General features: G+C 55.9%; 22 protein-coding genes. 8 read left to right on the top strand and 14 right to left on the bottom strand.

The window, feature by feature from the left end; translation table 11 throughout:
* Positions 1–41 precede the first annotated feature (41 nt).
* Positions 42–1,700 carry an acetolactate synthase large subunit gene (locus ACNQ6O_RS10935; protein ID WP_418053245.1) on the top strand — a complete coding sequence of 553 codons (1,659 nt, stop codon included), beginning with the start codon at positions 42–44 and terminating at the stop codon, positions 1,698–1,700.
* A 46-nt stretch (positions 1,701–1,746) separates the two neighbouring features.
* Here ACNQ6O_RS10935 and ACNQ6O_RS10940 read toward each other — a convergent pair whose 3' ends face one another.
* The 4 genes from ACNQ6O_RS10940 to ACNQ6O_RS10955 form a co-directional block, all read right to left on the bottom strand.
* Positions 1,747–3,099: a sigma-54-dependent transcriptional regulator gene (locus ACNQ6O_RS10940; protein ID WP_418053246.1), complete on the bottom strand. Its 1,353-nt coding sequence runs from the start codon at positions 3,097–3,099 to the stop codon at positions 1,747–1,749.
* A complete protein-coding gene (locus ACNQ6O_RS10945; protein ID WP_418053382.1) occupies positions 3,096–4,910 on the bottom strand; it encodes a sensor histidine kinase in 1,815 nt (604 codons plus the stop codon). Before ACNQ6O_RS10945 ends, ACNQ6O_RS10940 begins: the two co-directional genes overlap by 4 nt.
* A 94-nt stretch (positions 4,911–5,004) precedes the next feature.
* Entirely contained in the window at positions 5,005–7,200 is a 2,196-nt protein-coding gene (locus tag ACNQ6O_RS10950) for a TRAP transporter permease (protein ID WP_418053247.1), read from the bottom strand.
* A gap of 84 nt (positions 7,201–7,284) precedes the next feature.
* The gene (locus ACNQ6O_RS10955; RefSeq protein ID WP_418053248.1) at positions 7,285–8,262 is read right to left on the bottom strand and encodes a TAXI family TRAP transporter solute-binding subunit; all 978 of its coding nucleotides are present in this window, start codon (positions 8,260–8,262) and stop codon (positions 7,285–7,287) included.
* 418 nt (positions 8,263–8,680) lie between these two features.
* On the opposite strand from ACNQ6O_RS10955, the gene betI reads away from it, so the two are divergent.
* The 6 genes from betI (at position 8,681) to choV (ending at position 15,600) form a co-directional block, all read left to right on the top strand.
* Complete coding sequence (betI, locus tag ACNQ6O_RS10960; protein WP_418053249.1) at positions 8,681–9,277, top strand: transcriptional regulator BetI; 597 nt, start codon at positions 8,681–8,683, stop codon at positions 9,275–9,277.
* Entirely contained in the window at positions 9,277–10,740 is a 1,464-nt protein-coding gene (gene betB / locus ACNQ6O_RS10965) for a betaine-aldehyde dehydrogenase (RefSeq protein WP_418053250.1), read from the top strand. The genes betI and betB overlap by 1 nt, the downstream gene beginning before the upstream one ends.
* 63 nt (positions 10,741–10,803) lie before the next feature.
* On the top strand, positions 10,804–12,471 hold the full coding sequence (gene betA, locus ACNQ6O_RS10970) for a choline dehydrogenase (RefSeq protein WP_418053251.1): 1,668 nt from the start codon (positions 10,804–10,806) through the stop codon (positions 12,469–12,471).
* A 34-nt stretch (positions 12,472–12,505) separates the two neighbouring features.
* Positions 12,506–13,435, top strand: coding sequence for a choline ABC transporter substrate-binding protein (locus ACNQ6O_RS10975; RefSeq protein WP_418053252.1), 930 nt, complete (start codon positions 12,506–12,508; stop codon positions 13,433–13,435).
* A 141-nt stretch (positions 13,436–13,576) separates the two neighbouring features.
* The gene (choW, locus tag ACNQ6O_RS10980; RefSeq protein ID WP_418053253.1) at positions 13,577–14,425 is read left to right on the top strand and encodes a choline ABC transporter permease subunit; all 849 of its coding nucleotides are present in this window, start codon (positions 13,577–13,579) and stop codon (positions 14,423–14,425) included.
* Entirely contained in the window at positions 14,422–15,600 is a 1,179-nt protein-coding gene (choV, locus tag ACNQ6O_RS10985; protein ID WP_418053254.1) for a choline ABC transporter ATP-binding protein, read from the top strand. The genes choW and choV overlap by 4 nt, the downstream gene beginning before the upstream one ends.
* A gap of 68 nt (positions 15,601–15,668) precedes the next feature.
* On the opposite strand, the gene ACNQ6O_RS10990 is transcribed toward choV, so the two are convergent.
* From ACNQ6O_RS10990 to ACNQ6O_RS11015, 6 genes are read right to left on the bottom strand one after another with little or no spacing between them, the layout of a single operon-like run.
* Positions 15,669–16,094, bottom strand: a complete 426-nt coding sequence (locus ACNQ6O_RS10990) for a secondary thiamine-phosphate synthase enzyme YjbQ (protein WP_418053255.1) — start codon at positions 16,092–16,094, stop codon at positions 15,669–15,671.
* Positions 16,095–16,108: 14 nt separating this feature from the next.
* Positions 16,109–17,176, bottom strand: a complete 1,068-nt coding sequence (locus ACNQ6O_RS10995; protein ID WP_418053256.1) for a succinylglutamate desuccinylase/aspartoacylase family protein — start codon at positions 17,174–17,176, stop codon at positions 16,109–16,111.
* Positions 17,177–17,182: 6 nt separating this feature from the next.
* A complete protein-coding gene (gene rimK, locus ACNQ6O_RS11000) occupies positions 17,183–18,088 on the bottom strand; it encodes a 30S ribosomal protein S6--L-glutamate ligase (RefSeq protein ID WP_418053257.1) in 906 nt (301 codons plus the stop codon).
* Between the two features lie 2 nt (positions 18,089–18,090).
* On the bottom strand, positions 18,091–18,582 hold the full coding sequence (locus tag ACNQ6O_RS11005; RefSeq protein WP_418053258.1) for an ATP-dependent zinc protease: 492 nt from the start codon (positions 18,580–18,582) through the stop codon (positions 18,091–18,093).
* Entirely contained in the window at positions 18,563–19,450 is an 888-nt protein-coding gene (locus ACNQ6O_RS11010; protein ID WP_418053259.1) for a mechanosensitive ion channel family protein, read from the bottom strand. Before ACNQ6O_RS11010 ends, ACNQ6O_RS11005 begins: the two co-directional genes overlap by 20 nt.
* Before the next feature lie 22 nt (positions 19,451–19,472).
* Positions 19,473–20,285, bottom strand: coding sequence for a hypothetical protein (locus ACNQ6O_RS11015; RefSeq protein WP_418053260.1), 813 nt, complete (start codon positions 20,283–20,285; stop codon positions 19,473–19,475).
* A 137-nt stretch (positions 20,286–20,422) separates the two neighbouring features.
* Between ACNQ6O_RS11015 and phrB the strand changes: the two genes are divergently transcribed.
* Positions 20,423–21,814 carry a deoxyribodipyrimidine photo-lyase gene (phrB, locus tag ACNQ6O_RS11020; protein ID WP_418053261.1) on the top strand — a complete coding sequence of 464 codons (1,392 nt, stop codon included), beginning with the start codon at positions 20,423–20,425 and terminating at the stop codon, positions 21,812–21,814.
* A gap of 181 nt (positions 21,815–21,995) precedes the next feature.
* Here the strand turns inward: phrB and ACNQ6O_RS11025 are convergent, their stop codons facing one another.
* From ACNQ6O_RS11025 to hemA, 4 genes are read right to left on the bottom strand one after another with little or no spacing between them, the layout of a single operon-like run.
* Positions 21,996–22,742 (bottom strand): HesA/MoeB/ThiF family protein, encoded by a 747-nt coding sequence (locus ACNQ6O_RS11025; protein ID WP_418053262.1) that lies wholly within the window; start codon positions 22,740–22,742, stop codon positions 21,996–21,998.
* A gap of 14 nt (positions 22,743–22,756) precedes the next feature.
* On the bottom strand, positions 22,757–23,590 hold the full coding sequence (prmC, locus tag ACNQ6O_RS11030) for a peptide chain release factor N(5)-glutamine methyltransferase (RefSeq protein ID WP_418053383.1): 834 nt from the start codon (positions 23,588–23,590) through the stop codon (positions 22,757–22,759).
* A gap of 7 nt (positions 23,591–23,597) precedes the next feature.
* Complete coding sequence (prfA, locus tag ACNQ6O_RS11035; protein ID WP_418053263.1) at positions 23,598–24,686, bottom strand: peptide chain release factor 1; 1,089 nt, start codon at positions 24,684–24,686, stop codon at positions 23,598–23,600.
* Entirely contained in the window at positions 24,683–25,972 is a 1,290-nt protein-coding gene (hemA, locus tag ACNQ6O_RS11040; RefSeq protein WP_418053264.1) for a glutamyl-tRNA reductase, read from the bottom strand. Before hemA ends, prfA begins: the two co-directional genes overlap by 4 nt.
* Positions 25,973–26,202: the final 230 nt, after the last annotated feature.

The raw sequence follows: 26,202 nt of genomic DNA on the forward strand, positions 1-26,202 counted from the left end.
TTTTACAACAACCAATAAGAATACTGATCAGGAGAAGTTCCATGCCTAACGGCGCTCAAGCTTTGATGAAAACACTGGTGGATGCCGGTATTGAGGTTTGTTTTAGCAACCCGGGCACCAGCGAGATGCATTTTGTCGCCGCGTTAGACAACGAACCCAAAATGCGGGCAGTACTGGCCCTGTTTGAAGGTGTGGCAACTGGCGCTGCGGATGGCTACGCCCGCATGGCCGACAAACCCGCCGCAACCCTGCTTCACCTCGGGTGTGGGCTGGGTAACGGTTTGGCCAACCTGCACAATGCCCGCAAAGGCAAAGTACCCATCGTGAATATTGTCGGCGACCACGCCACCTATCACGTTAAATACAATGCCCAACTGCAATCAGACATAGAAACCGTCGCGCGCAACGTATCGCCCGGGTTCGTTCGCACGTCTCAAACCACCGAACAACTGTGCCAGGATGCCGCTGAAGCCATTGCCGCCGCCAAGGGCCTTCCCGGTCAAGTCGCCACGCTGATCCTGCCTGCAGACGTTTCCTGGGGCGAAGGCGGTGTACCTTGCGCCCCTTTACCGGAGCCAGAACTCATAGCTGCTGACGATGCCACGGTGCAAGCCGTTGCTGAAGCCGTGCGCAGTGACAAAAAGACCGCGATACTGCTCGGTGGCCGAGCACTTAGGGAGCCTAGCCTGATGGCGGCGGCTCGGATTGCCGCTCACAGCGGTGTAAAGCTGTTCGCGGAAACTTTCCCCACCCGCATTGAACGAGGCGTTGGCCTGCCTCCGGTCGAACGGATCGCCTATCTGGCAGAGTTGGCCACGCTGCAATTATCCGAATACGACAACCTGATTCTTGTGGATGCGAAGCCGCCAGTATCGTTCTTCGCCTACCCTGGCAAGCCCAGCGATCTGGTACCAGAGCATTGCACGCTTTATACGCTATCCACCCCCGAGCAGGATGCACTCTCCAGCTTAACGAAACTCGCAGACGTGTTGGGGGCAGCCTCCGCTGAACCAGAACTCCAGAAGCCTGCTCGTCCTTCCCGCCCTCGCGGAAAACTCACTGCGGAGAAAGTCTGTAAGGCGCTGGGCCACATGATGCCGGAAAACAGCATCATCGTGGACGAAGCCATTACCTCCGGTTTGATGCTGAACGCCATGACCGCAGGCGCCCCCCGGCACGACATCATCACCCTCACCGGTGGTGCCATCGGCCAGGGCTTACCCAGCGCAACCGGCGCCGCTATCGCCTGCCCGGACCGGCCGGTTTACGCATTGATTGGTGATGGTACGGCCATGTACACCATTCAAGCTTTGTGGACCATGGCGCGCGAGCAACTCAACGTCACGTCGATCATCTTCAACAACGCCTCATACTCTATTCTGAACGTCGAGCTGGAGCGTGTGGGTGCGGAAGAAGCGGGTGATAAGGCCAAGTCGCAGCTGGACATCAGTGGCCCGGTCACCCACTTCGCCCAACTTGCTCAAAGCATGGGCGTGCATGGCATTCGAGTACACACCACCGAAGAGCTGTTAAAAGCCATGGAGTACGCACAGAACACCCCGGGCCCGCATCTGATTGAAGCGATCGTGCCCGAGTCACTGAATGGGGTTAAGCGGAAGGTACTGCCTTGGCTGCTGCGCTCGCTTCCGAGCTTACCACGGCCGGTCACCAAGGCGTTGAAGCAGAAAATCGCCCCTTAAGCGATCACCGTGAATGAGTCAGTGCGGGCTGGGTTCCCGCGCCGGCTCAGTCTTTGAACTCAGCCTTATCCAAGCCGTGCTTTTTCATTTTATCGTAAAGCGTTTTGCGGGCAATGCCGAGTGCCACCATGGTGTCTTTGATGCTGCCCTGACACGTATTCAGGGCGCTCATAATGGCCGCTCGCTCAAACCCGTCCATCATTTCTGACAGGGTCTGTCGACCCGCCAGATGCCGGGTATCCGCACTGTCACTGTCCTCCAGCGCCGCCGGCCCTAACAGCACGTAACGCTCTGCCAGATTTCGAAGCTCCCTGACGTTGCCGGGCCAGGAATGCTGCATCAATCGGGCTGCCTGCCGGGCGTCCAGAGGCACACTTTCCCGGTCATAACGGGCCGCAGCAATCAACGCGAAGTGGTGAAACAGTGTGGGAATGTCTTCTTTACGTTCCCGAAGGGGCGGGATATCCACTTTTACCACGTTCAGGCGGTAATACAGGTCCGGTCGAAACTCGCCGTCATCACACAGTTTTTTCAGGTCAGCTTTGGTAGCCGCAATGATGCGGACATCGACATCCAGCACCTGGTTACTTCCCAAACGCTCCACCTTCTGCTCTTCCAGCACGCGCAGCAGCTTGACCTGCAGCGGCATGGGCATGCTTTCTACTTCATCCAGAAACAGGGTGCCTTGGTGGGCGTATTCCACCTTACCAATACGACGCTTATCTGCACCGGTAAAGGCACCCACTTCGTGGCCGAATAGCTCACTCTCGATCAGATTCTCGGGCACTGCACCGCAGTTGATCGCTACAAAGTTGTGAGCACTGCGCGTGCTACTCTCATGAATGTAGCGAGCCAGCGCATCTTTACCGGAACCTGTTTCGCCGTGCAGCAAAATATTGGCTGAAATATCGAGAATCGGCTCAACCGTTGCCATCACCCGCTGCATGGTGGGCGAATCCCCCAATATCCGCGGCCCCGGCTTTGCCAGTTGCCGCAATTGCGCCTTCAACCGGCGGTTTTCCAGCGCCAGTTGACGCTTCTCCAGCGCGTGCTTCAGGAGCTCGATCAGCTCTTCGTGATCAAACGGCTTCTCGATAAAATCATAGGCGCCCTGCTGCATGGCCGATACCGCAGTGCTGATATCACCCTGCCCAGTCAGAAGAATCACCGGAATGTCCTCATCAATGGCTCGCACGGTCTGCAGTAACTCCAAACCGTTCATACCCGGCATGTTGTAGTCACTCAGAACAATGCCTTGGTACTCCGGTCCCAAGTTTTTGAGCGCAGATTCCCCATCGGCAAAACAGGCCACCGGCATATCTTCCAGCGCCAGCGTCTGCTCCATCACCATCCGAATATCGGGATCATCATCCACAAAGATCACTAACGGTGCGGTCATTCCTCTGCCCTACGCTGTTTCAGTTTCAGAACAAACTCGGCGCCCGAGCCATCCGCCCGGTTCTGGCCAGACAAACTGCCCCCGAGAGACTCAACAATCTGTTTCGAAATCGACAAACCCAAACCCAACCCTTGCTTCACCGATCGGGTCGTGAAGAACGGCTCAAAAACACGCTCGGTGTTACGGGGCAACCCGTGGCCGTTATCCCGAACCACACAACGCCAATATTCACCGTCTTCCACGATCTCCACCTGAATCTCCGGCTCAGCCTGCCCTTCAACTGCCTGTACGGCATTCGCCATCAGATTGACCATCACCTGTTCAACCCGGATCAAGTCACCATGGCACATCGTCGGCGCATCCGGCCGAAGCCAACAGATAGTGATACCGTCGCTGCTGCTCTGAGCATTTATGATCTTCAATGCCGCGTCCACCGGTAACCGAAAATCCACCAACGAAGGAGGTCCTTCGGACTTGCGTGCGAACACTTTGAACTGGCGAATCAGCTCCGCCATTTTGTCGCACAGCGTGACGATTTCCTGCAGGTTGGCATCGACCATATCGCCCGCGCCACGTTCCAGAAATTTCCGGCTGTTGCGGGCGTATGCCTGAATGGCCGTCAGAGGCTGGTTTATCTCATGGTTAAGGCCCGCAGACATTTGCCCAAGCACCGCCAGCTTGGCGGCCTGAATAAGCTCCTGCTGGGTTTCGCGTAATTCCGTCTGAGCCCGCTCCCGCTCCTGAATTTCCGCCAGCAATTGATCGTTCGAACGCTTCAAATCCACGGTACGCTGCGCCACCCTGCGCTCCAACTGCTCACCTCTGGCCGCCAGCTCCCGCTCCCGCCTCTGGCGTTCACGTAAATACAACCACGTCAGGAACCCCGCGAGAAAGATCGCGCCGCCGCCTACCAAGAACCCGATCCGCGCCCAGAGGACCGACCGTGTGTCGGCAACCACCACCAACCGCCAATCCAACCGGGGCAACCCGGCATCCAGCGCCAGATAGCTTTGCTCGGAGTCACCATTTTTTATACGCATGCGGGTTGCGTGTTCCGACAGCACCCACGGGCCGTCCTGCAAGCTGAACTCAACCGGCTTCAACTCACGCTGTGGGTACCGCTGACGCACTTTGGGGTTTTCGGCGGCACCACCTGTCGGCGAAAAATCCCGATACAGCCACTTCCGGTTACTGGCAAGAAAGCTGATGCCGTCATCATCCAGCACCACCATTTCTGCCTGTCGCTGAATATCAGGTCGCTGCCAGAGCGATTCCAGCTCGTGCACCAACACCTTGATCGCCACCACCCCAAGAATCGCTCCACGCTGATCCCGTACCGGGTGGGAAAAGTACAAGCCGCGTTCAAGCGACATGGTACCGAGAGCGAAATACACCACCGATCCTCCGGTGTTCACCGCATCGTAGAAATAAGGACGATAGGAATAGTTGCTACCCACAAAACTGTCAGGCTGGCCAAAGTTGTTCGCAGCGATCGCAAGGCCGGTCAGGTCCATCAGGTAGACGTCGGAGCCACCCACAATCGTGGCCATCCGCTGCATTTGCTCATTGGCCTGGAGCAAAGTCACCGGATCATCAGGGCGTTTGAGGGCTTCCGCCAATAGGGGGTGTTCCGCGATCAATTCGGGAACGGGAATGTAGCGGTTTAGTTCGTTGGCAACCAACTGCCGGTAACGGAAGGCTTCCTGAAGACTGTCGTTCTCGAGTTGACGGTAACCAAACCAGCCGCCCAGCACCCAAGACAAAAGCAGGGTGGCGGTCAGAACCACAACAACACTGATCCGATAAAACATGGGGTCGAGTTCCGGAAAAGCCTCTAGACTAACGCCCGGAACCCGGCAGGACAACCGGCGCTCCCGCCCGTTGTCCTGCCCTGGAGTCACCACGTCAAGCCGCGGCCAGTCCAGGCGCGCGCTTACGCTGGATCAGGAAGGCAATAACCGCCAGCCCAATACCCGCCAAGTCTGTCCACATACCGCCTTCGATGGTCAGCAACGCAGCGGCTACCAGCAGCAAGCGCACCAAAACCGGTGCCGCGGATTTCGCGAACCAACCCAGCACGCCCGCCGACAGCAAGTACACACCAAAGATGGCGGTAATCAGCGCCCGCGCAATCTCAAGCCACTCGGCTTCCATCAACAGCGCACCGTTGTAGAAGAACATGAACGGCACGATGAACGCAGCAATACCGATACGGAACGATGCCACCGAGGTCGACATGGCATTGGCACCAGAGATGCCCGCAGCCGCATAGGAAGCCAGCGCTACCGGCGGTGTGATCGCGGATACTACCGCGAAGTAGAACACGAAGAAGTGTGCCGTCAGCGGCTCAATACCCAACTGCACCAAGCCTGGCGCCACCACGGAAGCGGCTACGGCGTAGGCGGCCGTAGTTGGCATACCCATACCCAGCAGGATGGAGATGAACATCGCGAACACCAGCGCCAACAAGTTACTGTGGGCAGCCACATCCAGCAGCAACACCGAGAAGCGCGCACCAACGCCGGTCAGTGAGATTACACCCACAATAATACCGGCGGCCGCACACACCACGATGATCTGGATAGACATATAAGCCGCGATTTCAAACGCGCGCAGAATCGACCGGATACCCATCTTGTTGGGTGAAATCCAGCTTACAACCGCGGCGGAAACCGTCGCCAAGGTGCCGGCACGAATAACCGAATAGCCTTGGAACAAGGCCACAATCAGGATGATGATTGGTGCAAACAAGTACACCTGGCGCGCCAGAACTTTCAAGTTCGGCAGTTCATCACTGCGCATTCCGCGCATGCCCAGCTTCTTGGCTTCAAAGTCGACCATGAAGAAAACAGACGCGAAATACAGAATCGCAGGAATAATCGCCGCAATGGCAATGTCGGTATAAGGAATACCGGTAATCTCCGCCATGATGAAGGCACCGGCACCCATGATTGGTGGCATGATCTGACCACCAGTAGAAGCAGCCGCCTCAACAGCACCCGCAGACTCTTTGCTATAACCCACCCGCTTCATCAACGGAATGGTCAGCGAACCGGTTGATACAACGTTACCGGCACTGGTGCCGTTGATCATACCCATCAGGCCTGAAGCAAAAATTGCCACCTTCGCGGGGCCACCACGAGAACGACCCGCTGCAGCGAACGCGAAATTCACAAAGTAGTCGCCCACTTTGGAGGCCTGCAGGAACGCGGCGAAAATAATGAACAAAATAATGTACGTCGAAGACACCGCGGTGGTCGGCCCCAAGATGCCAGCATCGGTGTACACCTGACTGAAGAAACGCTGCACTGACAGGCCCGGATAGCCCAGGAAACCCGGTAGATAAGGACCTACGAAGACATAAGCGAGGAACACCAAGCCAATCACCACCAGAGCCATACCCGCTACTCGGCGAGTCAGCTCCATGATCAAGGCGGTACCGGCAACAGCTGCGAAGGAAATTCCCACTGGTGCAAAGGCGGTGCCCGTGGTCATACGCATGGAGGTGTTGAACACCACCAACAGGTAAGCAGCTACGGCTATCGAGCACACCACCAACACAAGGTCCGGCACGCTAAAACGGGCACGATCGCGCTGGTGGAACCAGCTCATCACAATACCGATGCCCGAAGCCGCCAGCAGAGGCCAACCAAAATGCCAGGTTTCCAGTTCAGCGGGCACTCGGAAAGCGCCGGCCTTCAACTGCAAATCAAAAGAATAGGTTTGGTACAGTGCGTAAAACGCGGGAATCAAAGCAAGGGCACTGATCCAAGACGTCCACTTATGCCGGGCAGCGCCTTCTTCAGAGGAAACAAAACGGGCACCGGCAAATAATATAAAACCCAGCACCAAGGCGCCGGCGACGTGCACAATCCGGAACGACCAGGTTTCCATGGGGGCCACGTTCAACGTGTACAAATGGAACACGGAATAGGCAATGGCCAGCATGATCACGAACTTGAGCAACAGACCGGTAAACAAGCGGCGGTTGGCCTCAATGGGCTCTTCGTCAACGTCGTGCGCGAGCAGGTGATCTTCGTTAATCGTCAGGTTTTCAGCCAATGGTTTTTCGCCATCGGCGGGAAAATGTTCTTTGGTCATGATTGGTCCTGCCTATCGATAAGGCGGTTATTCAGAAACAACCAAGCCCCGGAGGCTATAACGCACTCCGGGGCTCAAGCCTGATTACTTAATCGCGGCAGCTTCGATGGTGTAACCGTTTTCGTTAAACCAACGGGCAGCACCCGGATGCCAAGGCAGCACGGTGTTCTTTTTGTAGTTCTCTGGGATAGAGAAACGAGCTGCTTTATGGATCGACACCATCTTGTCGTTGTTTTCCATAGTCAGCTTGGTGATCTCATACACAAAGCTCTCTGGCATGTCGCAGTTCACCATGGCGAAGTTCCACATGGACACAACGCGCGAAGGCTCATCCAGCGACTGGTAGGTGTTGGCTGGAATCACGAACTCTGAAACCGGGAAGTTATCAACGATCTTCTTGGCTTCTTCATCGTTCATGCCAATGATGTTCACATCGGTCTGAACTTCCAACTGGCTAACCGCTGGAATCGGAATACCCGCTGCAAACGCAACCACATCAATCAAACCGTCCTGCAACTGGCCACCCAGATCAGACCAGCTTCCGTTACGGCGCTTAAAGTTAACCCCAAGGGCTTCCATCATGCGCGGGAAGTAAGTGTCGGAGGTGGAACCCGCCGGGCCGAAACCGATAGTAGCGCCATCAGGAATATCAGAGATGGATTTGATACCGGTGCTGCTTAGAGCAGTAATGGAGAACGGCGTCTCGTACATCGGGAACATGGCGCAGACATTGTCCATCTTCATGCCCGGTGCCAGAGGGCTTTCGCCATCGCGGGATTCACGGGCTGGGCCCATGGTGGTCAAGCCGAACTTCAGGTCACCGGTGTGTACCAGCGCCATGTTCTGAACCGGGCCACCTGTGATTTCAGCACCACCAGACACGCCCAGGTTTTCTGCAACAAAGTTCGCCCAACCAGAACCGTAGGCAAAGTAGGTGCCGCCCTGACTTGCAGTGCCAACAGTAAAGCTGTCCGGCCAGCCGGCACGGTCCTGTGCAACAGCAGGTGTTGCAGCGAATACAGATGAGGCGAACGCGGCCGCCACGATGGTCTGAAGTTTCATATAAAAGGCTCCCGATGTGTTTTGTTAGTTCGGTGCAGATGAGGCCGAGGTCGGCCTCCTGAAACAGCACAAAGCAAAACCAGGGCCAAAACAATAAAAAACATACAAAACAATTGGATACAAAAACAAAAAATGAACCGACAAGAAAAAATGGGTAGAAACCCACACACGCGTTCTGCGAATTGGGTTGAAACCCGCCAAAGCCCCAGAACTAGCGGCCTCCCGCAGCATTCATTCGCCTTCTAAACAATTAATGACACAAAAAATCACACACAGCCCACAAATAGCGCCAAATAAGGCCTTTTCCGCCTATAGGAGCGAATTTGATATTTAGTCTTCAAACCATTACGCTTAATCAATGTTGAACGATCATTCAACAAATTGAACAAGTATTCAGGAAGAGCGGAACCGGGAATTTATGGCAAGAATCGGAGTGGAAACAATTCGGCGCCAACAACTGATCGACGCAACACTGAAGGTCATTGAAGAGCACGGCTTCCAAGGCGCTACGATCGGAAAAATCGCAGCGGTTTCTGGGCTGTCCGTGGGCATTGTTAGCCATTATTTCGGCGGTAAGCAGGGTCTGCTGGAGGCAACCATGCGACATTTGCTGTCGTCACTTCAGCAAGACGTGTCCACGCTCATGGCAGGCCGGCCAAATACGCCGCGGGAACGGCTAATGGCCATTGTCGATGCCAACTTCTCCGGAGTTCAAACTCATACGCAGTCTTCAAAAACCTGGCTAGCGTTCTGGACCCAAGCCATGCACAGCCCGGATCTCATGAGACTGCAGCGCGTGAACGAACGCCGCCTGCTCTCCAACCTGATGTTCTATTTGCGCCAACTGATGCCAGAAGCGCAGGTGCGCACCACCGCTCAAACCATCGCCGCCTTGATCGACGGATTCTGGCTAAGAGCGGCGATGAGTGAAGGCCGTATTGAGCCCTCACAAGCCGTCACCCTGTGCAAAACCTATATAGACCAAGCCATTCAAGCAAATAACGGAGCCTCCTGATGACGCTGCCTATTTATCAATCGTTTATTAACGGCCAGCCCATGGCCAATCAAAGTGGCGAACGGTTTGATGTTGTAAACCCGGCTACCGGCAAAGTGATCTATCAGGTTGAGCAGGCCGACGAGTCGGTCATGAAAGCCGCGGTAGAAAGCGCACAGAAAGGCTTCAAAGCCTGGTCCGCCATGAGCGGCCTTGAGCGTGGCCGTATTCTGAACCGGGCCGCCAACATTCTGCGTAAACGCAACGACGCGCTCGCCAAAATCGAAGTACTGGATACCGGCAAGCCCTGGCAGGAAGCCAGCGTGGTAGACGTGGTGACGGGTGCAGATTCGGTGGAGTACTTCGCCGGGCAAGCGTCCAGCATTACCGGCGAAAGCCAGCACTTGGGGCCGGACTTTTTCTACACCCGCCGCGAACCGCTGGGCATCTGTGCCGGTATCGGAGCCTGGAACTATCCACTGCAGATCGCCTGCTGGAAATCAGCACCGGCGCTGGCCTGCGGCAACAGCATGATCTTCAAGCCGTCAGAAGAAACTCCGCTGGGCGCCATCAAACTTGCCGAAATTTACATCGAAGCGGGTGTTCCGGCTGGCGTGTTTAACGTGATTCAAGGCGACTACAGAGTGGGTCAGATGCTCACGGCCGACCCAGCCATCGCCAAAGTTTCTTTTACTGGTGAAGCGAAAACGGGCCGCACCGTCATGGCCGACTCTGCTTCCTCACTGAAATCCGTGACTATGGAACTGGGTGGTAAATCCCCTCTGGTCGTGTTTGAAGACACCGACCTCGAACAGGCCGTGTCTGCAGCCATGCTGGGCAACTTCTACACGCAAGGCGAAGTCTGCACCAACGGCACTCGCGTATTCGTTCAACGCTCGATCTACGACGCCTTTATTGACCAGCTGGTGAGACGTACCGAGAACAACATCATCGCCGGCGACCCTGAACACCCCGACACAAACTTCGGTTCTCTGATTAGCGCCAAGCATCGCGACTTGGTGATGAAGTACATCGACAGCGCGAAAGCTGAAGGTGCGCGCCTTCTAACTGGCGGTAAAACTCTTCAGCCGGCCGGCTTTGAAGGCGGCTATTTTGTAGCGCCGACGATATTCGCCGACTGCACCGATGACATGACCATCGTGCGGGAAGAAATCTTCGGCCCGGTGATGTCGATCCTGCCGTTTGATACCGAAGAGGAAGTGATTCAGCGCGCCAACGACACCGACTATGGCCTGGCAGCGGCGGTATTCACCACCGACACCACCCGTGCTCATCGCGTGATTCATCAGCTTGAAGCCGGCATTTGCTGGATCAACAGCTTTGGTGCCTCACCTGCAGAAATGCCCGTGGGTGGCTACAAGCTCTCAGGACTGGGCCGCGAGAATGGTCGAGAAACCCTCGCGCATTACACCCAGACCAAATCCATCTACGTCGGCATGGCCCCGCTTGAGGCACCGTTCTGACACCGTCATTCCAACAAATATCGCTGCGGGCAAACAGCCCGCATCCGTATGAAGGAGACAGCTTTGCAGTTTGATAACGAATTTGACTATGTGGTTGTTGGCACCGGCTCAGCCGGCTGTGTGCTGGCGAACCGTTTGAGCGAAAGCGGTGATGATCAGGTACTGGTATTGGAAGCCGGGCGTCGTGACGACACTTGGAAAATCCACATGCCCGCGGCACTCATGTACAACCTCATGGACGACAAGTACAACTGGTACTACCACACCGAGCCGCAAGAACACCTCAACAACCGCAAACTTTACTGGCCCCGCGGTAAAGTCTGGGGCGGCGGTTCCACTCTGAACGCCATGGTGTACATCCGCGGCCACGCCTACGACTACGACCGCTGGCACGATGAAGGCGCCAAAGGCTGGCGCTATCAGGACGTACTGCCCTACTTCCGCAAAGCCGAAAGTCGTGAAAAGGGCGCCGACGATTACCGTGGCGGCAACGGCCCGTTAAACGTCCATACCGGTGACGAACCCAACCCGCTGTTCGGTGCGTTCCTGGAAGCTACCAAACAGGCCGGCTACCCCTATACTGAAGACATGAACGGCTACCAGCAGGAAGGCTTCGGCGAAATGGACATGACCATTCGCAAAGGCAAACGCTGGAGCGCAGCCCAGGCCTACTTGCGGCCAGCACTGAACCGCCCGAACCTGACGGCCGAAACCGGCGCCATGACCACCCGCATTCTGTTTGAAGGCGAAAAGGCCGTGGGCGTTGAATACATCCAAAACGGCAAAACCATTCGCGTGGCTGCCCGTAAAGAAGTGATTGTGAGCGGCGGCGCCATCAACTCGCCACAGCTGTTGATGCTCTCGGGCATCGGTGCGGCAGACGAACTAAAAGAGCACAACATTCCTGTTGTGGCCGACCGCCCAGGCGTTGGCAAAAACCTGCAGGATCACCTGGAAATCTATGTGCAGCACAAATCGACCCAACCGGTCACTTTGTACAAGTACACCACCCAGCCAGGCAAAACCATCGCTGGTGTGAAGTGGTTCCTGAACCACGATTGGGGTGCCTGCCGGACTGCTCATTTAGAAGCCGGCGGCTTTATCCGTTCCGAAGCGGGCGTACGGCACCCGGACATTCAGTACCACTTCTTGCCGTCGCAAGTTATCGACCACGGTCGCAAAGATGCTGAATGCCACGGTTACCAGGCCCACGTTGGCCCCATGCGCCCGACAAGCCGCGGCTTCCTGAAGCTGAAATCAGCCAACCCGACCGATCACCCGATCATTGACCCTAAATTGCTCAGCACCGAACGGGATCGCTGGGAAATGCGGCAGAGCGTCAAGCTGACTCGGGAAATTTTCGCACAGACCGGTTTCGATCCGTTCCGAGGTGAAGAACTCCGCCCGGGAGCCAGCGCCACCACAGACGAAGACATCGATGCCTTTGTCCGGGAATACGCAGACAGCGCATACCACCCTTCCTGCACCTGCAAAATGGGCGCAGCCGACGACCCCATGGCCGTTGTCGACGAAGAGGCTCGGGTTTACGGCGTAAGCAACCTGCGAGTGGTGGATGCCTCCATCATGCCCAGCGTGGTGAGCGGAAACCTGAACGCACCCACGATCATGCTGGCAGAGAAATGCGCCGATCACATTCTCGGTCGCGAACTGCTACCCCCTTCGTCAGCACCCGTTTGGGAGCACCCTGACTGGAAAAACTCACAACGATAACGCCGTGACAAAAGACCAAGAAAGGAGAACGACCATGAAAAAACTTATGCTGGCCTGTGCTGGCCTGGCTATCAGCGGAGCTGCAGTGGCAGCCCCTAACGCTGAATGTAAAGCTGTTCGCTTCGCCGATGTTGGCTGGACCGACATCACTGCCACCACCGCGCTCGCTTCCGAGGTACTGGAAGCTATGGGGTATGAGCCCAGTGCAAAAGTGCTGTCCGTGCCGGTAACCTACCGCTCACTCAAGAACAAAGACATCGACGTGTTCCTGGGTAACTGGATGCCGACCATGGAAGGCGATGTTCGCCCTTACCTGGAAAGCGGTGATGTCGAAAACGTGATCACCAACCTCGAAGGCGCGAAGTACACTCTGGCGGTACCTCAGTTTGTTTACGACGCGGGCGTGACCAGCTTTGCCGACATAGCCAAGTACGCGGATGAATTTGATGAGCGCATCTACGGCATTGAGCCGGGCAACGACGGCAACCGCCTGATTCAGGAAATGGTTGATCAAGATGCCTTCGGTCTTGGCGACTTCCGTGTTGTTGAATCCAGCGAAGCCGGCATGCTGTCACAGGTTAGCCGTTCCGTTCGCCGCAACCAGTGGGTCGTCTTCCTCGCGTGGGAACCGCACCCGATGAACGCCAACTATGACCTGGCGTACCTGGACGGTGGTGACGACTTCTTCGGCCCCAACTACGGCGGCGCCACCGTTCGGACCAACGTGCGTAAGAACTACCTGAACGAATGCCCGAACGTAGGCACCTTGCTGAAAAACATGAAGTTCTCGCTAACCATGGAGAACGAAGTGATGGGCGCCATCCTGAATGACGGTGAAGAGCCGCGTGATGCTGCCCACACTTGGCTGGCCAACAACCCTGACGTGCTGACCAGCTGGCTTGAAGGGGTGACCACCTTGGACGGTAAAGACGCACTGCCTGCAGTGAAAGCCCACCTCAAGTAGCCAAGTACATCGTGCTGACCTAACAGCACGATGGCTATCAGAAGCACGCCCCGAGCTATCCGCCCGGGGCATTTGTTACGGGTTACCTAGACCTTTCAATTTCCGTGCTGGCGCGGCCCGCACCCAAAAAGACAGAAAACCATGAACTGGATAACTGAGCATCAACTGCCTTTCGGCGACTTCATGGAAGACGTTGTTGATTTTCTAGTCATCAATTTCAGCGGCTTTTTTGACGCTGTATCCGAAGGCTTACAAAGCATGATTCACGGGCTGACCGATGCCCTCCTCTGGATACCGCCCGCTGCCCTTGTACTCCTTTTGACAGTGGCTGCCCATCTGCGCCATCGCCGCTGGGGCCTCACACTTTTTACCGCCTTCAGCTTTTTGCTGATCTGGAACATTGGCTACTGGGAAGACACCATGGCCACGCTTTCACTGGTGCTCTACGCCACCCTGCTGTGCGTAGTGATCGGTATCCCCCTAGGCATCTGGGCCGCCCACAGCGAATGGCTGTACAAGTTCCTGCAGCCGGTTCTGGACCTGATGCAAACCATTCCGCCATTTGTGTATCTGATTCCGACCTTGACCCTATTCGGACTGGGCGTTGTGCCCGGCGTTATCTCCACCGTTATTTTTGCCATTGCCGCACCGGTACGGCTGACCTACTTGGGCATTTCTCAAGTGCCGAACGAATTGGTTGAAGCCGGCAAGGCCTTTGGATGCACCAACCGCCAACTGCTGCTCAAAGTCGAGCTGCCCGCCGCCATGAGCTCGATCGGTGCAGGCATTACCCAGTGCATCATGCTGTCCCTATCGATGGTGGTGATCGCTGCGCTGGTCGGGGCTGATGGTTTAGGTGTGCCGGTTGTTCGCGCCCTGAACACCGTCGACATCGGTAAAGGTTTTGAAGCCGGACTGGCCATTGTATTGCTGGCTATCTGGATGGACCGTTTTTTCCGCCAACGTAACGCTGGGGAGCCCACACAATGATCGAATTCGACAACGTCAATGTTGTCTTCGGCAAACAGCCCAAGCAGGCGCTGCCGCTGATTGAACAGGGCCTGGACCGGGCTGAAATTCGCGAGAAAACCGGCTTGGTGGTGGGTGTCCAAAACGCCAACCTGAGCGTTAAAAAAGGCGAAATCTGCGTCTTGATGGGGCTTTCCGGTTCCGGAAAATCGAGCCTGCTGCGCTGTATCAACGGCCTGAACGATGTCACCAGCGGCTCCATTCGCATTCAACATGATGGCGAAATGGTGGATTTCACCCAAGCCAGCGAAAAAGTGCAGCGCGATATCCGTACCCGCCGCATTTCCATGGTGTTCCAGAGCTTTGCTCTGATGCCCTGGCTGACCGTTGAAGACAACGTGGCCTTCGGTTTGGAACTGCAAGGGATGAGCAAGGCCAAGCGCCGGAAGAAGGTCGCTCGCCAACTGGAATTGGTCGGCCTTTCAGCTTGGGCCAAGTGCCGCCCAGATGAGCTTTCCGGTGGTATGCGCCAGCGCGTGGGACTGGCCCGAGCACTGGCCACGGAATCCGAAATACTGCTGATGGATGAACCCTTCTCCGCGCTCGACCCACTGATCCGCCACCAGCTGCAGGATGAGTTGTTGAGCCTGCAGGACGAATTGCAGAAAACCATCGTATTCGTGAGCCACGACTTGGACGAAGCCCTGAAACTGGGCTCTCACATCGCCATCATGAAGGACGGTCAGATCGTTCAGCACGGCAAGCCCGAATCCATCGTGCTGCACCCCGAAAACGATTACGTGAAGAGTTTCGTAGCCAGCACCAACCCGCTAAACGTTCTGGCTGCGCGCTCACTGGCGCTGCCGATTGGGCAAATTCAGGAAGACGCCAGCGGCAACCGTTGCCTGAACAAACGCTACGACATTTGGCTGCACACACCCGATGTGGCGGAAAAGGCCGTCGTCACCAGCAATGGCCAAACCTTCCAGACTCAATCCTGGCAAGAGGGGCAAGCCATCGAGAGTTTGGCCAAGCAGCCAACCCGCATCGCGCCGGGTACACCGCTTCGGGATGCCGTGGAAATTCGCTACTTCACCGGCCACAGCCTGTTGGTTGAAGAAGGCGGACAAATCACGGGCGCCATCGGTGACCGCGAGCTTTACCACGCCATGCTTGGTAAGCACCTGGACGACTGACGTTAAGCCTCTGCCTAACTTGGCCCGGCACTTTGCCGGCGCCAAGCGCCCTTCCCCGCTACTTTAATTCACCAACGCCCCTGAACGGTCGCCACAATTCTTCTTCCACCTGCGTGATTCCGGTGTTCGCACAAGTAAATGCCCTGCCAGGTACCCAAGGCCAGCTTACCGTGGGAGATGGGGATGGTGAGTGATGGCCCGATCATGACATTCTTGATGTGGGAGGTAGTGTCGTCCGGCCCTTCCAGTGTGTGTTCATAGTAGGACGCATTTTCCGGCACCATGACATTGAAGTGGCGTTCCAGATCACCCCGCACGTCTGGGTCCGCGTTTTCATTGATCGCCAAGGACGCAGAGGTATGTTGAATAAACAGATTCAACAAGCCCACTTCGCAGTTCGTCAGCTCCGGCGCCCGCGCGAGAATGTCTTCGGTAACCAGATTGAAGCCCCGCGGGTACGGCGGCAGTTCAATGATGTTCTGATGCCAGATCATAATCTCTCCACAGTCTATTTCTGCAGGTCATCCCACGGGTGAACCGGGACAGCAACGTCTTCCGATACTTCGCTTTCGTAGGAGCTTCGGAAGTGATCCATGGCTTTTTCCGCCTCGCCCAGCTCGTCAAAACGGGCAATGTGGTAAATGGCTTCTCCTTCATTTACCAGTGGCAAATTGTTCACACAGATCACAATGCCCGAACAAGGCGACGTAATCGCGACTTCCGTTTCACCGAACGGGTCAGCCACCATGGCCAGCTTCTGCCCTTTAAGAACACGTTGCCCCAAACGAGCGACCGGGCGCATGATGCCGTCGATGTCGGCCCTCACCCACTGGGAGTTTGCTGCGGTTTCTGACCGTTTTTTCGGAGCCTTGGGGCCTTTCTTGGCAGGCACCATTTCCAGCTCGCGCATCACCCGAATAATGCCTTTCACACCACTGGCAATCACCACGTCATCAAAACGCAGGGCTTCTCCACCTTCAAAGGTGATCACCGGTATATCGAGCGAGTCTGCGTAGGCTCGCAAGCTGCCATCCCGAAGACCGGCATTGATAATGATCGGTGCACCAAAGGCTTCGGCCATACGGGCAGTTTCCGGGTTTTTCAGTTCGGCCCGGATCTGCGGCAGATTAAAGCGGTGGATGGCGCCCGTGTGCAAGTCGATGATGTGCGTCACTCTTTCCATAATCAGGGTGCGCAGCAAGTAGGCAATCCGCCCGCCTAACGAGCCGGACTCTGACCCTGGGAAGCAGCGGTTCAGATCACGCCGGTCCGGCAGGTAACGGGTGCGCTGAACAAAACCGAATATATTGACGATAGGCACCGCAACCAAGGTTCCGCGCAGGTGCCTAAGTGCCGAGTTTTTCATCACCCGGCGAATAATCTCAACACCGTTGATTTCATCGCCGTGGATGGCACCACACACCATCAATACCGGCCCGTCACGGCGCCCATGTACAACCTCCACCGGAATGTGTAGCGGCGTATGGGTGTACAACTTGGCCACCTGAACGTTCACGGTTTCACGGGTACCGGCTTTCACTTGTACTCCGGCAATTTCGAACGGTGCTCGCGCCATATACGGTTACCCTCTGCCCTTGGTTTTGGTTTTCCAAGGTTTGTAGTTTTTTTCAGTCCAATTGATAATCATGCCTGCAACGTTCTTACCGGTGGCATTCTCGATACCCTCCAATCCTGGCGACGAGTTCACTTCCATCACCAAGGGGCCTCGACTGGAGCGCAGCAAGTCCACACCCGCCACGTTCAAGCCCATAGCCTTCGCCGCAGTTACGGCCGTGCGCCGCTCCTCAGGCGTAATGCGAATCAAAGAGGCTGTGCCGCCACGGTGCAGGTTTGAGCGGAATTCGCCCTCAGCGCCTTGGCGCTTCATAGCCGCAATCACTTTGTCGCCAATCACGAAACAGCGAATATCCGCACCCCCGGCTTCCTTGATGAACTCCTGCACCAGAATGTCAGCTTTCAGGCCCATAAAGGCTTCGATCACACTTTCTGCCGCTTTACGGGTTTCCGCCAGCACCACACCAATACCTTGAGTGCCTTGCAGCAACTTGATCACCACCGGCGCGCCACCCACCATTCTCAGCAGTTCTGGCACGTTATCCGGCTTGTTGGCGAATCCGGTGACCGGCATACCCACGCCCTTACGAGCCAGCAACTGCAACGAGCGCAACTTATCCCGGGAGCGGGTAATTGCCACCGACTCGTTTACCGGAAACACGCCCATCATTTCAAACTGGCGCAACACGGCCGTGCCGTAGAACGTCACCGACGCACCTATCCGAGGAATCACCACGTCGAAGTTCTCTAAAACTTCCTCGTGGTAGTGAATCTTCGGGCTCGCGGAGGTGATGTTCATCGAACAGTGCAAACAGTCGATGACCTTCACTTCATGGCCGCGATTAATGCCTTCCTCCATCAAACGGCGGGTCGAGTAGAGGTGACGGTTTCGCGACAAAATCGCAATTTTCATGATCAGGTCCTTGGTGCCGGTTCGCCGGCAAGGTAAGAAGCTTCAGGGTATACAGTGGCACGGCCCGACATAGCGGTGCGCCCCAAGAGCATCCGAAATCTCATGGAGTCCCGGTTGGTCAATGTCATTTCAATGGGCCAGCTTTCGTTGCCCACAGTTACCGTGGTTTCAATCACCAGCCGTAATTCTTTGTGGCCACCGGAATCAGACACGGTTCGCTCATCCAGCACTTTGGCATCGCACTCAACCACCTTCTGCATATCGTTCTGTACGGGGTGCACCCAGAACTTCACGCGGCGTTCCCCATTTTCAGTATAGGGCTCAGTACGAAACGTGTGCAGGCAGGAGGTGCGCGCTCCGGTATCCACCTTGGCTTTCATCCGGCCAATACCCAAATCCGGCAGCCCCACCCACTCGCGCCAACCCAAACTAACTCTATTCTCAGTGGCGGCAGGAGGCGTGGCTTTAATTTCTTCAGTCGCGTTTATCGACATCCGGGAGACCCTTCTCTTTTTGTTGCTCCGGTGCTAACAGCTGCACCCGGAATGGCTCTGAATGACTACCCGCATAAATGCTGGTATGTGGAAACGGAATTTCGATGCCGTGGCCGTCCAGCATTTTTTTTACAGCGATCATCATGCTGCTTCGGCCTTCCAAAAACCGGTCTTTGGGCACCCAAAAGGAAAACTGTAAATCTACGGAAGAAGCACCAAACCCGGTGACCTGCACGAAGGATTTCGGTTCTTCGAGGCACGCGGCATTGTCATTGGCCAGCTCGAGCAGCAACTCGCTCACCCGCTCCACGTCTTCGGCGTAGGCAATACCCAAGGTCAGGTCAATTCGCCGGATCGGAAAACGTGAGCGGTTTACCACTCGCGTTTTAATCAGGGTTTCGTTAGGAATGCGCACATACAAGTTGTCGGGCGTTCGCAGCTTTACGCTGAGCAGGTCGATCGACACCACTTCACCTGCGGTGGCATCCACTTCAATGACATCGCCAATTTCAAAGGGTTTCTCCATCACCAGGAATAAACCACTGATGATGTTCGAGGCCGACGTTTGGGAGGCAAAACCAATCGCCACGGTCAGAATACCCGCCGCGCCCAACACCACTTCCAGCGAGAAACCCGCTTCCCGCAGTGCCGCCATCGCAAACAACATAAACACCAGGTAAAAACACAAGCGGCGAATCATGATTTGATGGTGGCGAGAGACCCGCTCCCCCACTAAACGGCCTGTGCTGCGAGCCACCAGCGTGCCAAGCACAGCACCCAGCGCCAACAGGAACGCAGCTGAAAACCACTGCCCCCAGGCAATGCCGTTGGCTATCTGGGCGATTGTCTGTTGTATCGAATCGAACAAAGAAATACTCCTGTCTTGGCGCTCAGCCAAAGATGTTATCAACGGCGCGCACTAATCTTCGGCCTCGGGCCAGCTTCTCTCGGGCTGGGGCAACAGGTTCACACTCACCGGCTTCAGCAATGACCATATGATCAATATGCAAGCTGGCAGAACTCATGTCGGTCTCGCACTTGACCGTTACACCCGAGGTCCAGAGTTGCCCCCGCTCGTTCTGATAGATCGCCAGCAGCGGGGTTGGCAAACTGAACCGTTCCAGTAACAACGGCTTTTCCCGGTCATTGATAATCGTCACGGGTGTCACGGCTCGCCATGGGCGCTTGGGAACCGCCTCCAACGCCAGTCGGCCATAGGTAGATGAGGCATAGCACAGCTCGCCTTCACGGGTATTTCTGCCCAGCCAGGTCATAGATGGCGGTGCCAAAGGAAACTCAGCCAGCTCCGTGCGAGCCTCTCCCACACACACTTTCATCCACAGTGTGGTACCCACATACAAAACACAACTCGCCCCCGCTGGAATCGTCAACGGCTGGTAAGGACGAATGACGGTAGGCTTATTGGCCATAGCGGGCAAAAAACAGAGCACACCATCATCCTTCGTGCGCACAAAACGCTGCACCTTAATGTCTGATGACGGCAAGGTATGGCCCGTTGATTCGTACCAGTTTTCTGGGTCTGTCCCTTGCTGGGCCGTTTGCTCACGGATCTGCCACTCAAGATCCAGCAGTGTCACCCACAACTTGGTATGACCGAGCTGATGGTGCTGCGTCTGGCCGGAAGCCAGTTGATAGGGGTGCGCCCAGACACCGTCGCGCTGACCTTCGGATTGCTCTGTCATACCGTGGAAAAAACTCCTTTTTCATAACCAGAAATATTGTTTAACTATAATCCAATCAGCCAAGGTCAGCGAATATATAAGTTAATGATTTGCCGCCTGTAATTACCCCTACTCCACAGCACGAGGTAAACCCGCTCATGGCAGAACTGGTCTGGTTTCGGAACGACCTGCGCACCGCTGACAACGCAGCCCTCACCGCTGCCTGTAAAAGTGGCCGCCCCGTGCGTGCGTGCTTTATCGTAACGCCTGCGCAGTGGCAGGAGCACGACTGGTCGGCCGCTCGGGTTCAATTTGTACTGGAACACGCTAACGCGCTGTCGAAACAACTGGCCAAACTCGGCATTGCTTTCACCTTTCTCCATGCCGACACCTTTACATCCAGCCTAGACGTTTTGGAACAACACTGCCGCCAGCACAACGTAAGCCATCTGCACTTCAACGAGGAATACGGTGCCAACGAGCGCAAACGGGACAAGCAAGTTCGCGACCGGCTAACCAATCTGGATATAACGGTCAAAAAATACCGGGACCAAACGGTCGCACCGGTGGGGCAAATTCTCACTCAGAAAGACGAGCCCTATTCCGTCTTCACTCCGTTTTCTCGCCGGTGGCGTGTGTGGATTGAAGAAACCCACCCAACGCTGTATCCAGCACCGTCAGAGGTCGGACCGGAAGTGACACCGGAACAAACCGACACCCTACCCGCGCCGTTCAAGAATGCGCCGGAGCCTTTGGTCGCAACCGGCGAAAATGCCGCCCACGATGCACTGGAGGAATTTTTGGCAGAACGGGCCGCCAGCTACAAAGAGCATCGGGACTTCCCGGCACTGGACGGTACCAGCCAACTGTCGCCCTACTTGGCCAACGGTGTTTTATCCGGCCGCCAGTGTTTGATTGCCGCCCAGCAAACCGGCAGTTCCGGCGAAGGCATTGAAACCTGGATCAACGAAATTGCCTGGCGCGACTTCTACATCAATATCCTTTATCACTACCCACGGCTCAGCATGCACCGCGCGTTCAAGCCGGAGACGGAAGCCTTGAAGTGGAATGAGCCCGGCGAGCACTTCGAAGCATGGAAAGAAGGCCGAACCGGCATTCCGATTGTGGATGCCGCTATGCGTCAGCTAAAAACCACCGGCTGGATGCACAACCGCTTGCGGATGATCACAGCGATGTTCCTATCCAAAAATCTGTTCATTGATTGGCGGCTGGGCGAAGCCTGGTTTATGAAGAATTTGGTGGACGGGTTTCTGGCCTCTAACAACGGCGGCTGGCAGTGGAGCGCTTCCACGGGCACGGATTCCGCACCCTACTTCCGGGTGTTTAATCCGGTCACCCAAAGCGAGCGTTTTGATCCGAAAGGCGAATTTATCCGAAATTGGGTGCCAGAACTGGCGAAGCTGGATAACAAGCGGATTCACGATCCGTCTAAAGGCGGTGTTATCCCTAAAGGGTATCCGAGGCCCATCGTAGATTTGAAGGAAAGCCGGAAGGAGGCGATTGCCCGGTTTCAGGCTTTGAAGGACTGAGTCGGGTTATCGGTCAGGGTTGGGGCGGCTATCAGGAAGCTACTTCACAAGCTGACGGGCTGAGTTGGGGATGCCTTTCCAAAAATGTGCGTAGCCATGGATGGCGGAGCAGAAGCGTCACATGGACGTGCCGAAGGAGCGGTTTTTGGAAAGGCATCCCCAACCCGGCCCCACTCCAAAGTTAGACCGAACACACGGGGCAGTCGGGGTCTTTTAAGAGCTTCATTTCTCGCCACTGCATTTGCCACGCATCCAAAATGAGCAGCCGGCCCACAAGTGGGCTACCAATTTGCGCGATAACTTTTATCGCTTCCATCGCTTGGGCAGAGCCAATCATCCCAACCAGCGGAGCAATAACACCCGCTTCGGAACAAGTCAGGTCTTCGTTGCCTTGCTCTTCATACAAACAGTGGTAGCAGGGGCTATCCGGATTGCGGGGATCATAAACGGATAGCTGCCCTTCCCCCCGAATCGCCGCGCCGGAAACCAATGGAACGCCGGCGGCAACCGAAGCACGATTGAGAGCAAAGCGGGTGTTGAAGTTATCAGTGCAATCCAGCACCAAGGTTGCATCAGCGACCAGTTGCTGAAGGTCGTCACCATCGACTCGGCGATTAACCGCGTTAACGGTGATCTCCGGATTGATGGCACGAACGCGCTCGGCCAAGCGTTCTGCTTTGGAGTCGCCGAGCCAGCTTTGCTGGAAGCCGATTTGGCGTTGAAGATTGGCCAGTTCGATCTGATCGTCATCCACCAGCGTTAGCTGCCCTACTCCGGCCGCGCCTAAATACAATGCAACCGGGCAACCCAAGCCACCGGAGCCCAGAATCATCACACGGGCCTCTTTGAGCTTTTGCTGGCCAGCAATGTCGAATTGGGGAATCAGGATTTGGCGGCTGTAGCGGAGTAGTTCGTCATCGCTGAGCATGGGAGGTCTCGCAGTTAGTCGCTGGCTGGCTTCCGGGCCAGAGTCATTCGGTCGTTGCCGCCGTAGTCTTTCCGGGTTTCTATGTTGAACCATGCGGCTTTGGCAAACAAATCCCGCACGGCTTCACCTTGGTCGTAGCCGTGTTCGAGCATCATCCAGCCGCCCTCATTTAACCAATCCAGCCCTTGGATAACCAGCAAACGAATATCATCAAGGCCGTCGTCGCCGGCAACCAAAGCCGATGAGGGCTCGAAGCGCACATCGCCTTCGCTGAGATGGCGATCGCTGGCTGGAATATAGGGCGGGTTGGAAATAAGCAGGTCAAAGGTGTCTGCCGGGATATCGTCAAACCAGTTGCTCTGCACCACAGTAATGGGAAGCTTCAGGTTTTGGCTATTCTCGCGGGCCAAATCGACCGCCTCGGCAATGCGATCACTGGCCGTTATCTGCCAATCGGGCTTTTCGCTGGCGAGAGCCAAGGCAATGGCGCCGGTGCCGGTACCCAAATCCAGAACCTTGGCGGCTTTGGGTAATTCAAGCGATAAGGCGGTTTCTACAAGACACTCGGTGTCTGGGCGAGGTATCAGCGTGGACGTGGATACCTTCAAAGGAATCGACCAGAACTCTTGTTGGCCCAACAGGTAGGCAATGGGATTGCCGTTTACGCGTTCTGCCACCAGAGCAGAAAACTGCTCGGCCTGCTCAGCCGCAATTTCCCGCTCCGGCCAAGCCCGAAAACTGGTGCGGCTGTGACCGGTGACGTGACTCAACAACAGCTCAGCATCCAATTTGGGTGAATCGCCACCGATTTTGGCTGCTGCATCTTTTATCAGGGCTTCACAGGTCAACAAGGGTTTACTGGTCCTGTGATAGCTCGGCCAGCAACTCGGCCTGATGTTCCTGCTGCAGCGGAATTACCACTGCGTCCAAATCACCGCTGACCACTTCATCCAGCTTATACAGCGTGAGGTTAATTCGATGATCGGTCACCCGGCCTTGCGGGAAGTTATAGGTGCGGATGCGCTCGGATCGGTCACCACTGCCGACGAGGCTTTTTCGGGTTTCGGCCATGCTTTGCTGCTGTTTTTCCAGCTCGGCATTCTGCAGGCGAGACGCCAGCAAGCTCATGGCTTTAGCGCGGTTCTTATGCTGTGAGCGCTCTTCCTGACACTCCACCACCAACCCTGTCGGCAGGTGAGTAATACGGATCGCGGAATCGGTTTTGTTAACGTGCTGACCGCCAGCACCAGAGGCCCGGAAGGTGTCTACGCGCAAGTCACCTTTGTTGATATCGATGGCTTCCGCTTCGTCGGCTTCCGGAATAACGGCTACTGTGCACGCAGAGGTATGAATGCGGCCCTGGGATTCGGTTTCCGGTACCCGTTGAACCCGGTGTGCTCCGGATTCAAATTTAAGAGCCCCGTATACGCCATCTCCTGACAGCCGCGCAATCACTTCTTTATAGCCGCCGTGCTCACCTTCGTTCTCGTTCAGGATTTCAACCTGCCAACGGCGCTTTTCCGCGTAACGGGAATACATGCGGAACAAGTCACCAGCAAAAATAGCGGCTTCATCACCGCCAGTACCGGCACGGACTTCCAGAAACACGTTTTTGGTGTCGTTCGGGTCTTTCGGCAACATCAGCCGCTGCAGTTCCGCATCCAGCTCTTCGCTGCGAGCCTGAGCGTCGGATAGCTCTTCTTCGGCCATGGCACGCATATCGGCATCGCCGTCTTTAGCCAACTCTTTCGCTTCCGCAATATCATCAAGAGACTGCTGCCATGCCTGGAAGCATTTCACCACAGGTTCGATTTCTGCGTATTCTTTGGATAAATCACGAAACTTGTTCTGGTCGGCAATCACCGAGGCATCGCTCAACAGCGCACTCACCTCCTCGAACCGCTCTACTAACTGTTCAAGGCGGGATTTAATCGATGGCTTCATAGTTTTTCCGTGGTGGTGGGCTCGTCAGCATCCAGCGCTTCAAGCTGATAAAGCTCACGAAGAAAGTCCGCTACTTCGGTACGCCCCTCAGCCATGGCTTTACGCACTTGCGTGGATGGTTGGTGCAGAAGTTTATTGGTGAGGCCCCGCGCCAGACTACGGAGTGCCGTTTCCGGGTCCGTACCGTTACGCAGCGCCCTCAGCGCTTTCTCGGTTTCCTCGTCGCGGAGCGATTCCGCTCGTGAACGGAACACCTTCAAAGTAGAGACAGCGTCTAACGCGCGAAGCTGGTCGAGAAAATCCTGAACACCGCTGGCAATCAGGTTCTCTGCTTCACGAGCGGCACCTTCCCGAGAGCGAACGTTTTCTTCAATAACCTGGCGCAGATCATCAACGGTATAGAGGTATACGTCGGCCAAGGCCCCCACTTCCGGTTCAATATCACGAGGAACCGCAATATCCACCATGAAATAGGGGCGGTGTTTACGTTTTTTCAGTGCTCGCTCTACAGCACCTTTACCGAGAATCGGCAGCGGGCTGGCCGTTGAGGAGATCACAATATCGACATCCGCCAAGTGATCCGGAATCTCGGACAGGACAATACCCTTACCGCCGTGAAGTTCAGCCAGTGCCTGCGCCCGTTCCAGCGTGCGGTTTGCAACCAGAAAATCACGCACTCCGGCATCGGCCAGGTGGCGAGACACCAACTCGATGGTTTTACCGGCACCGATCAACAGCGCCTTGTTGCGAGACATATCGGAAAAAATCTGATGCGCCATGCTGACAGACGCATAAGCAACAGACACCGGGTTTTCGCCGATCGCGGTTTCGGTGCGGACACGCTTGGCTACAGAGAACGTGTGTTCAAATAATCGGGAAAGGAACGACCCGGTGGCGTTGTGTTCACGGGCCAGGGCATAGGCATCTTTGAGTTGCCCGAGAATCTGTGGCTCACCCAACACCATGGAGTCAAGGCCCGCAGCCACGCGCATCATGTGTCGCACGGCGTCAGAATCCCGATGCACATAGATCACGTTTTCCAGATCGGCCGCGTCTAAGTCATGAAAACCGGCCAACCAGCGTAGTACCGAAGGTGCGCAGTCGTCATCACCCGCCAGATAGAGCTCCGTGCGGTTACACGTAGAGAGGATGCCGGCTTCACTGGCACCCGTCGCCACCCGCAGTTCGGAGAAGGCTTCGGCCATCCGCTCAGGTGTAAACGCTACCCGCTCGCGGATCTCCACGGGCGCCGTGCGGTGATTTATTCCCAGTGTTAGCAGTGCCATCGTGAGCTCAAAACACCCTAGTCCGTTGGAAGATAAGCAGCCTCATTCTACCGGCGCCCGCTTGCGCCTGCCACCTGAAAACACCCCAGCTTCGGCAACTGCGGACATGTTGGGCAACTTCAAGCGCTTATGCCATTATAGGCGCTCGGCCTTGACCACGAACCGATCTGCCTCAATTTTCCGGCAAAGAACGGTCATTCTGAAACACAGCCTCGAGCTCACAGGACGTT

The organism is Marinobacter sp. SBS5 (assembly GCF_048285575.1).
GTDB lineage: Bacteria > Pseudomonadota > Gammaproteobacteria > Pseudomonadales > Oleiphilaceae > Marinobacter.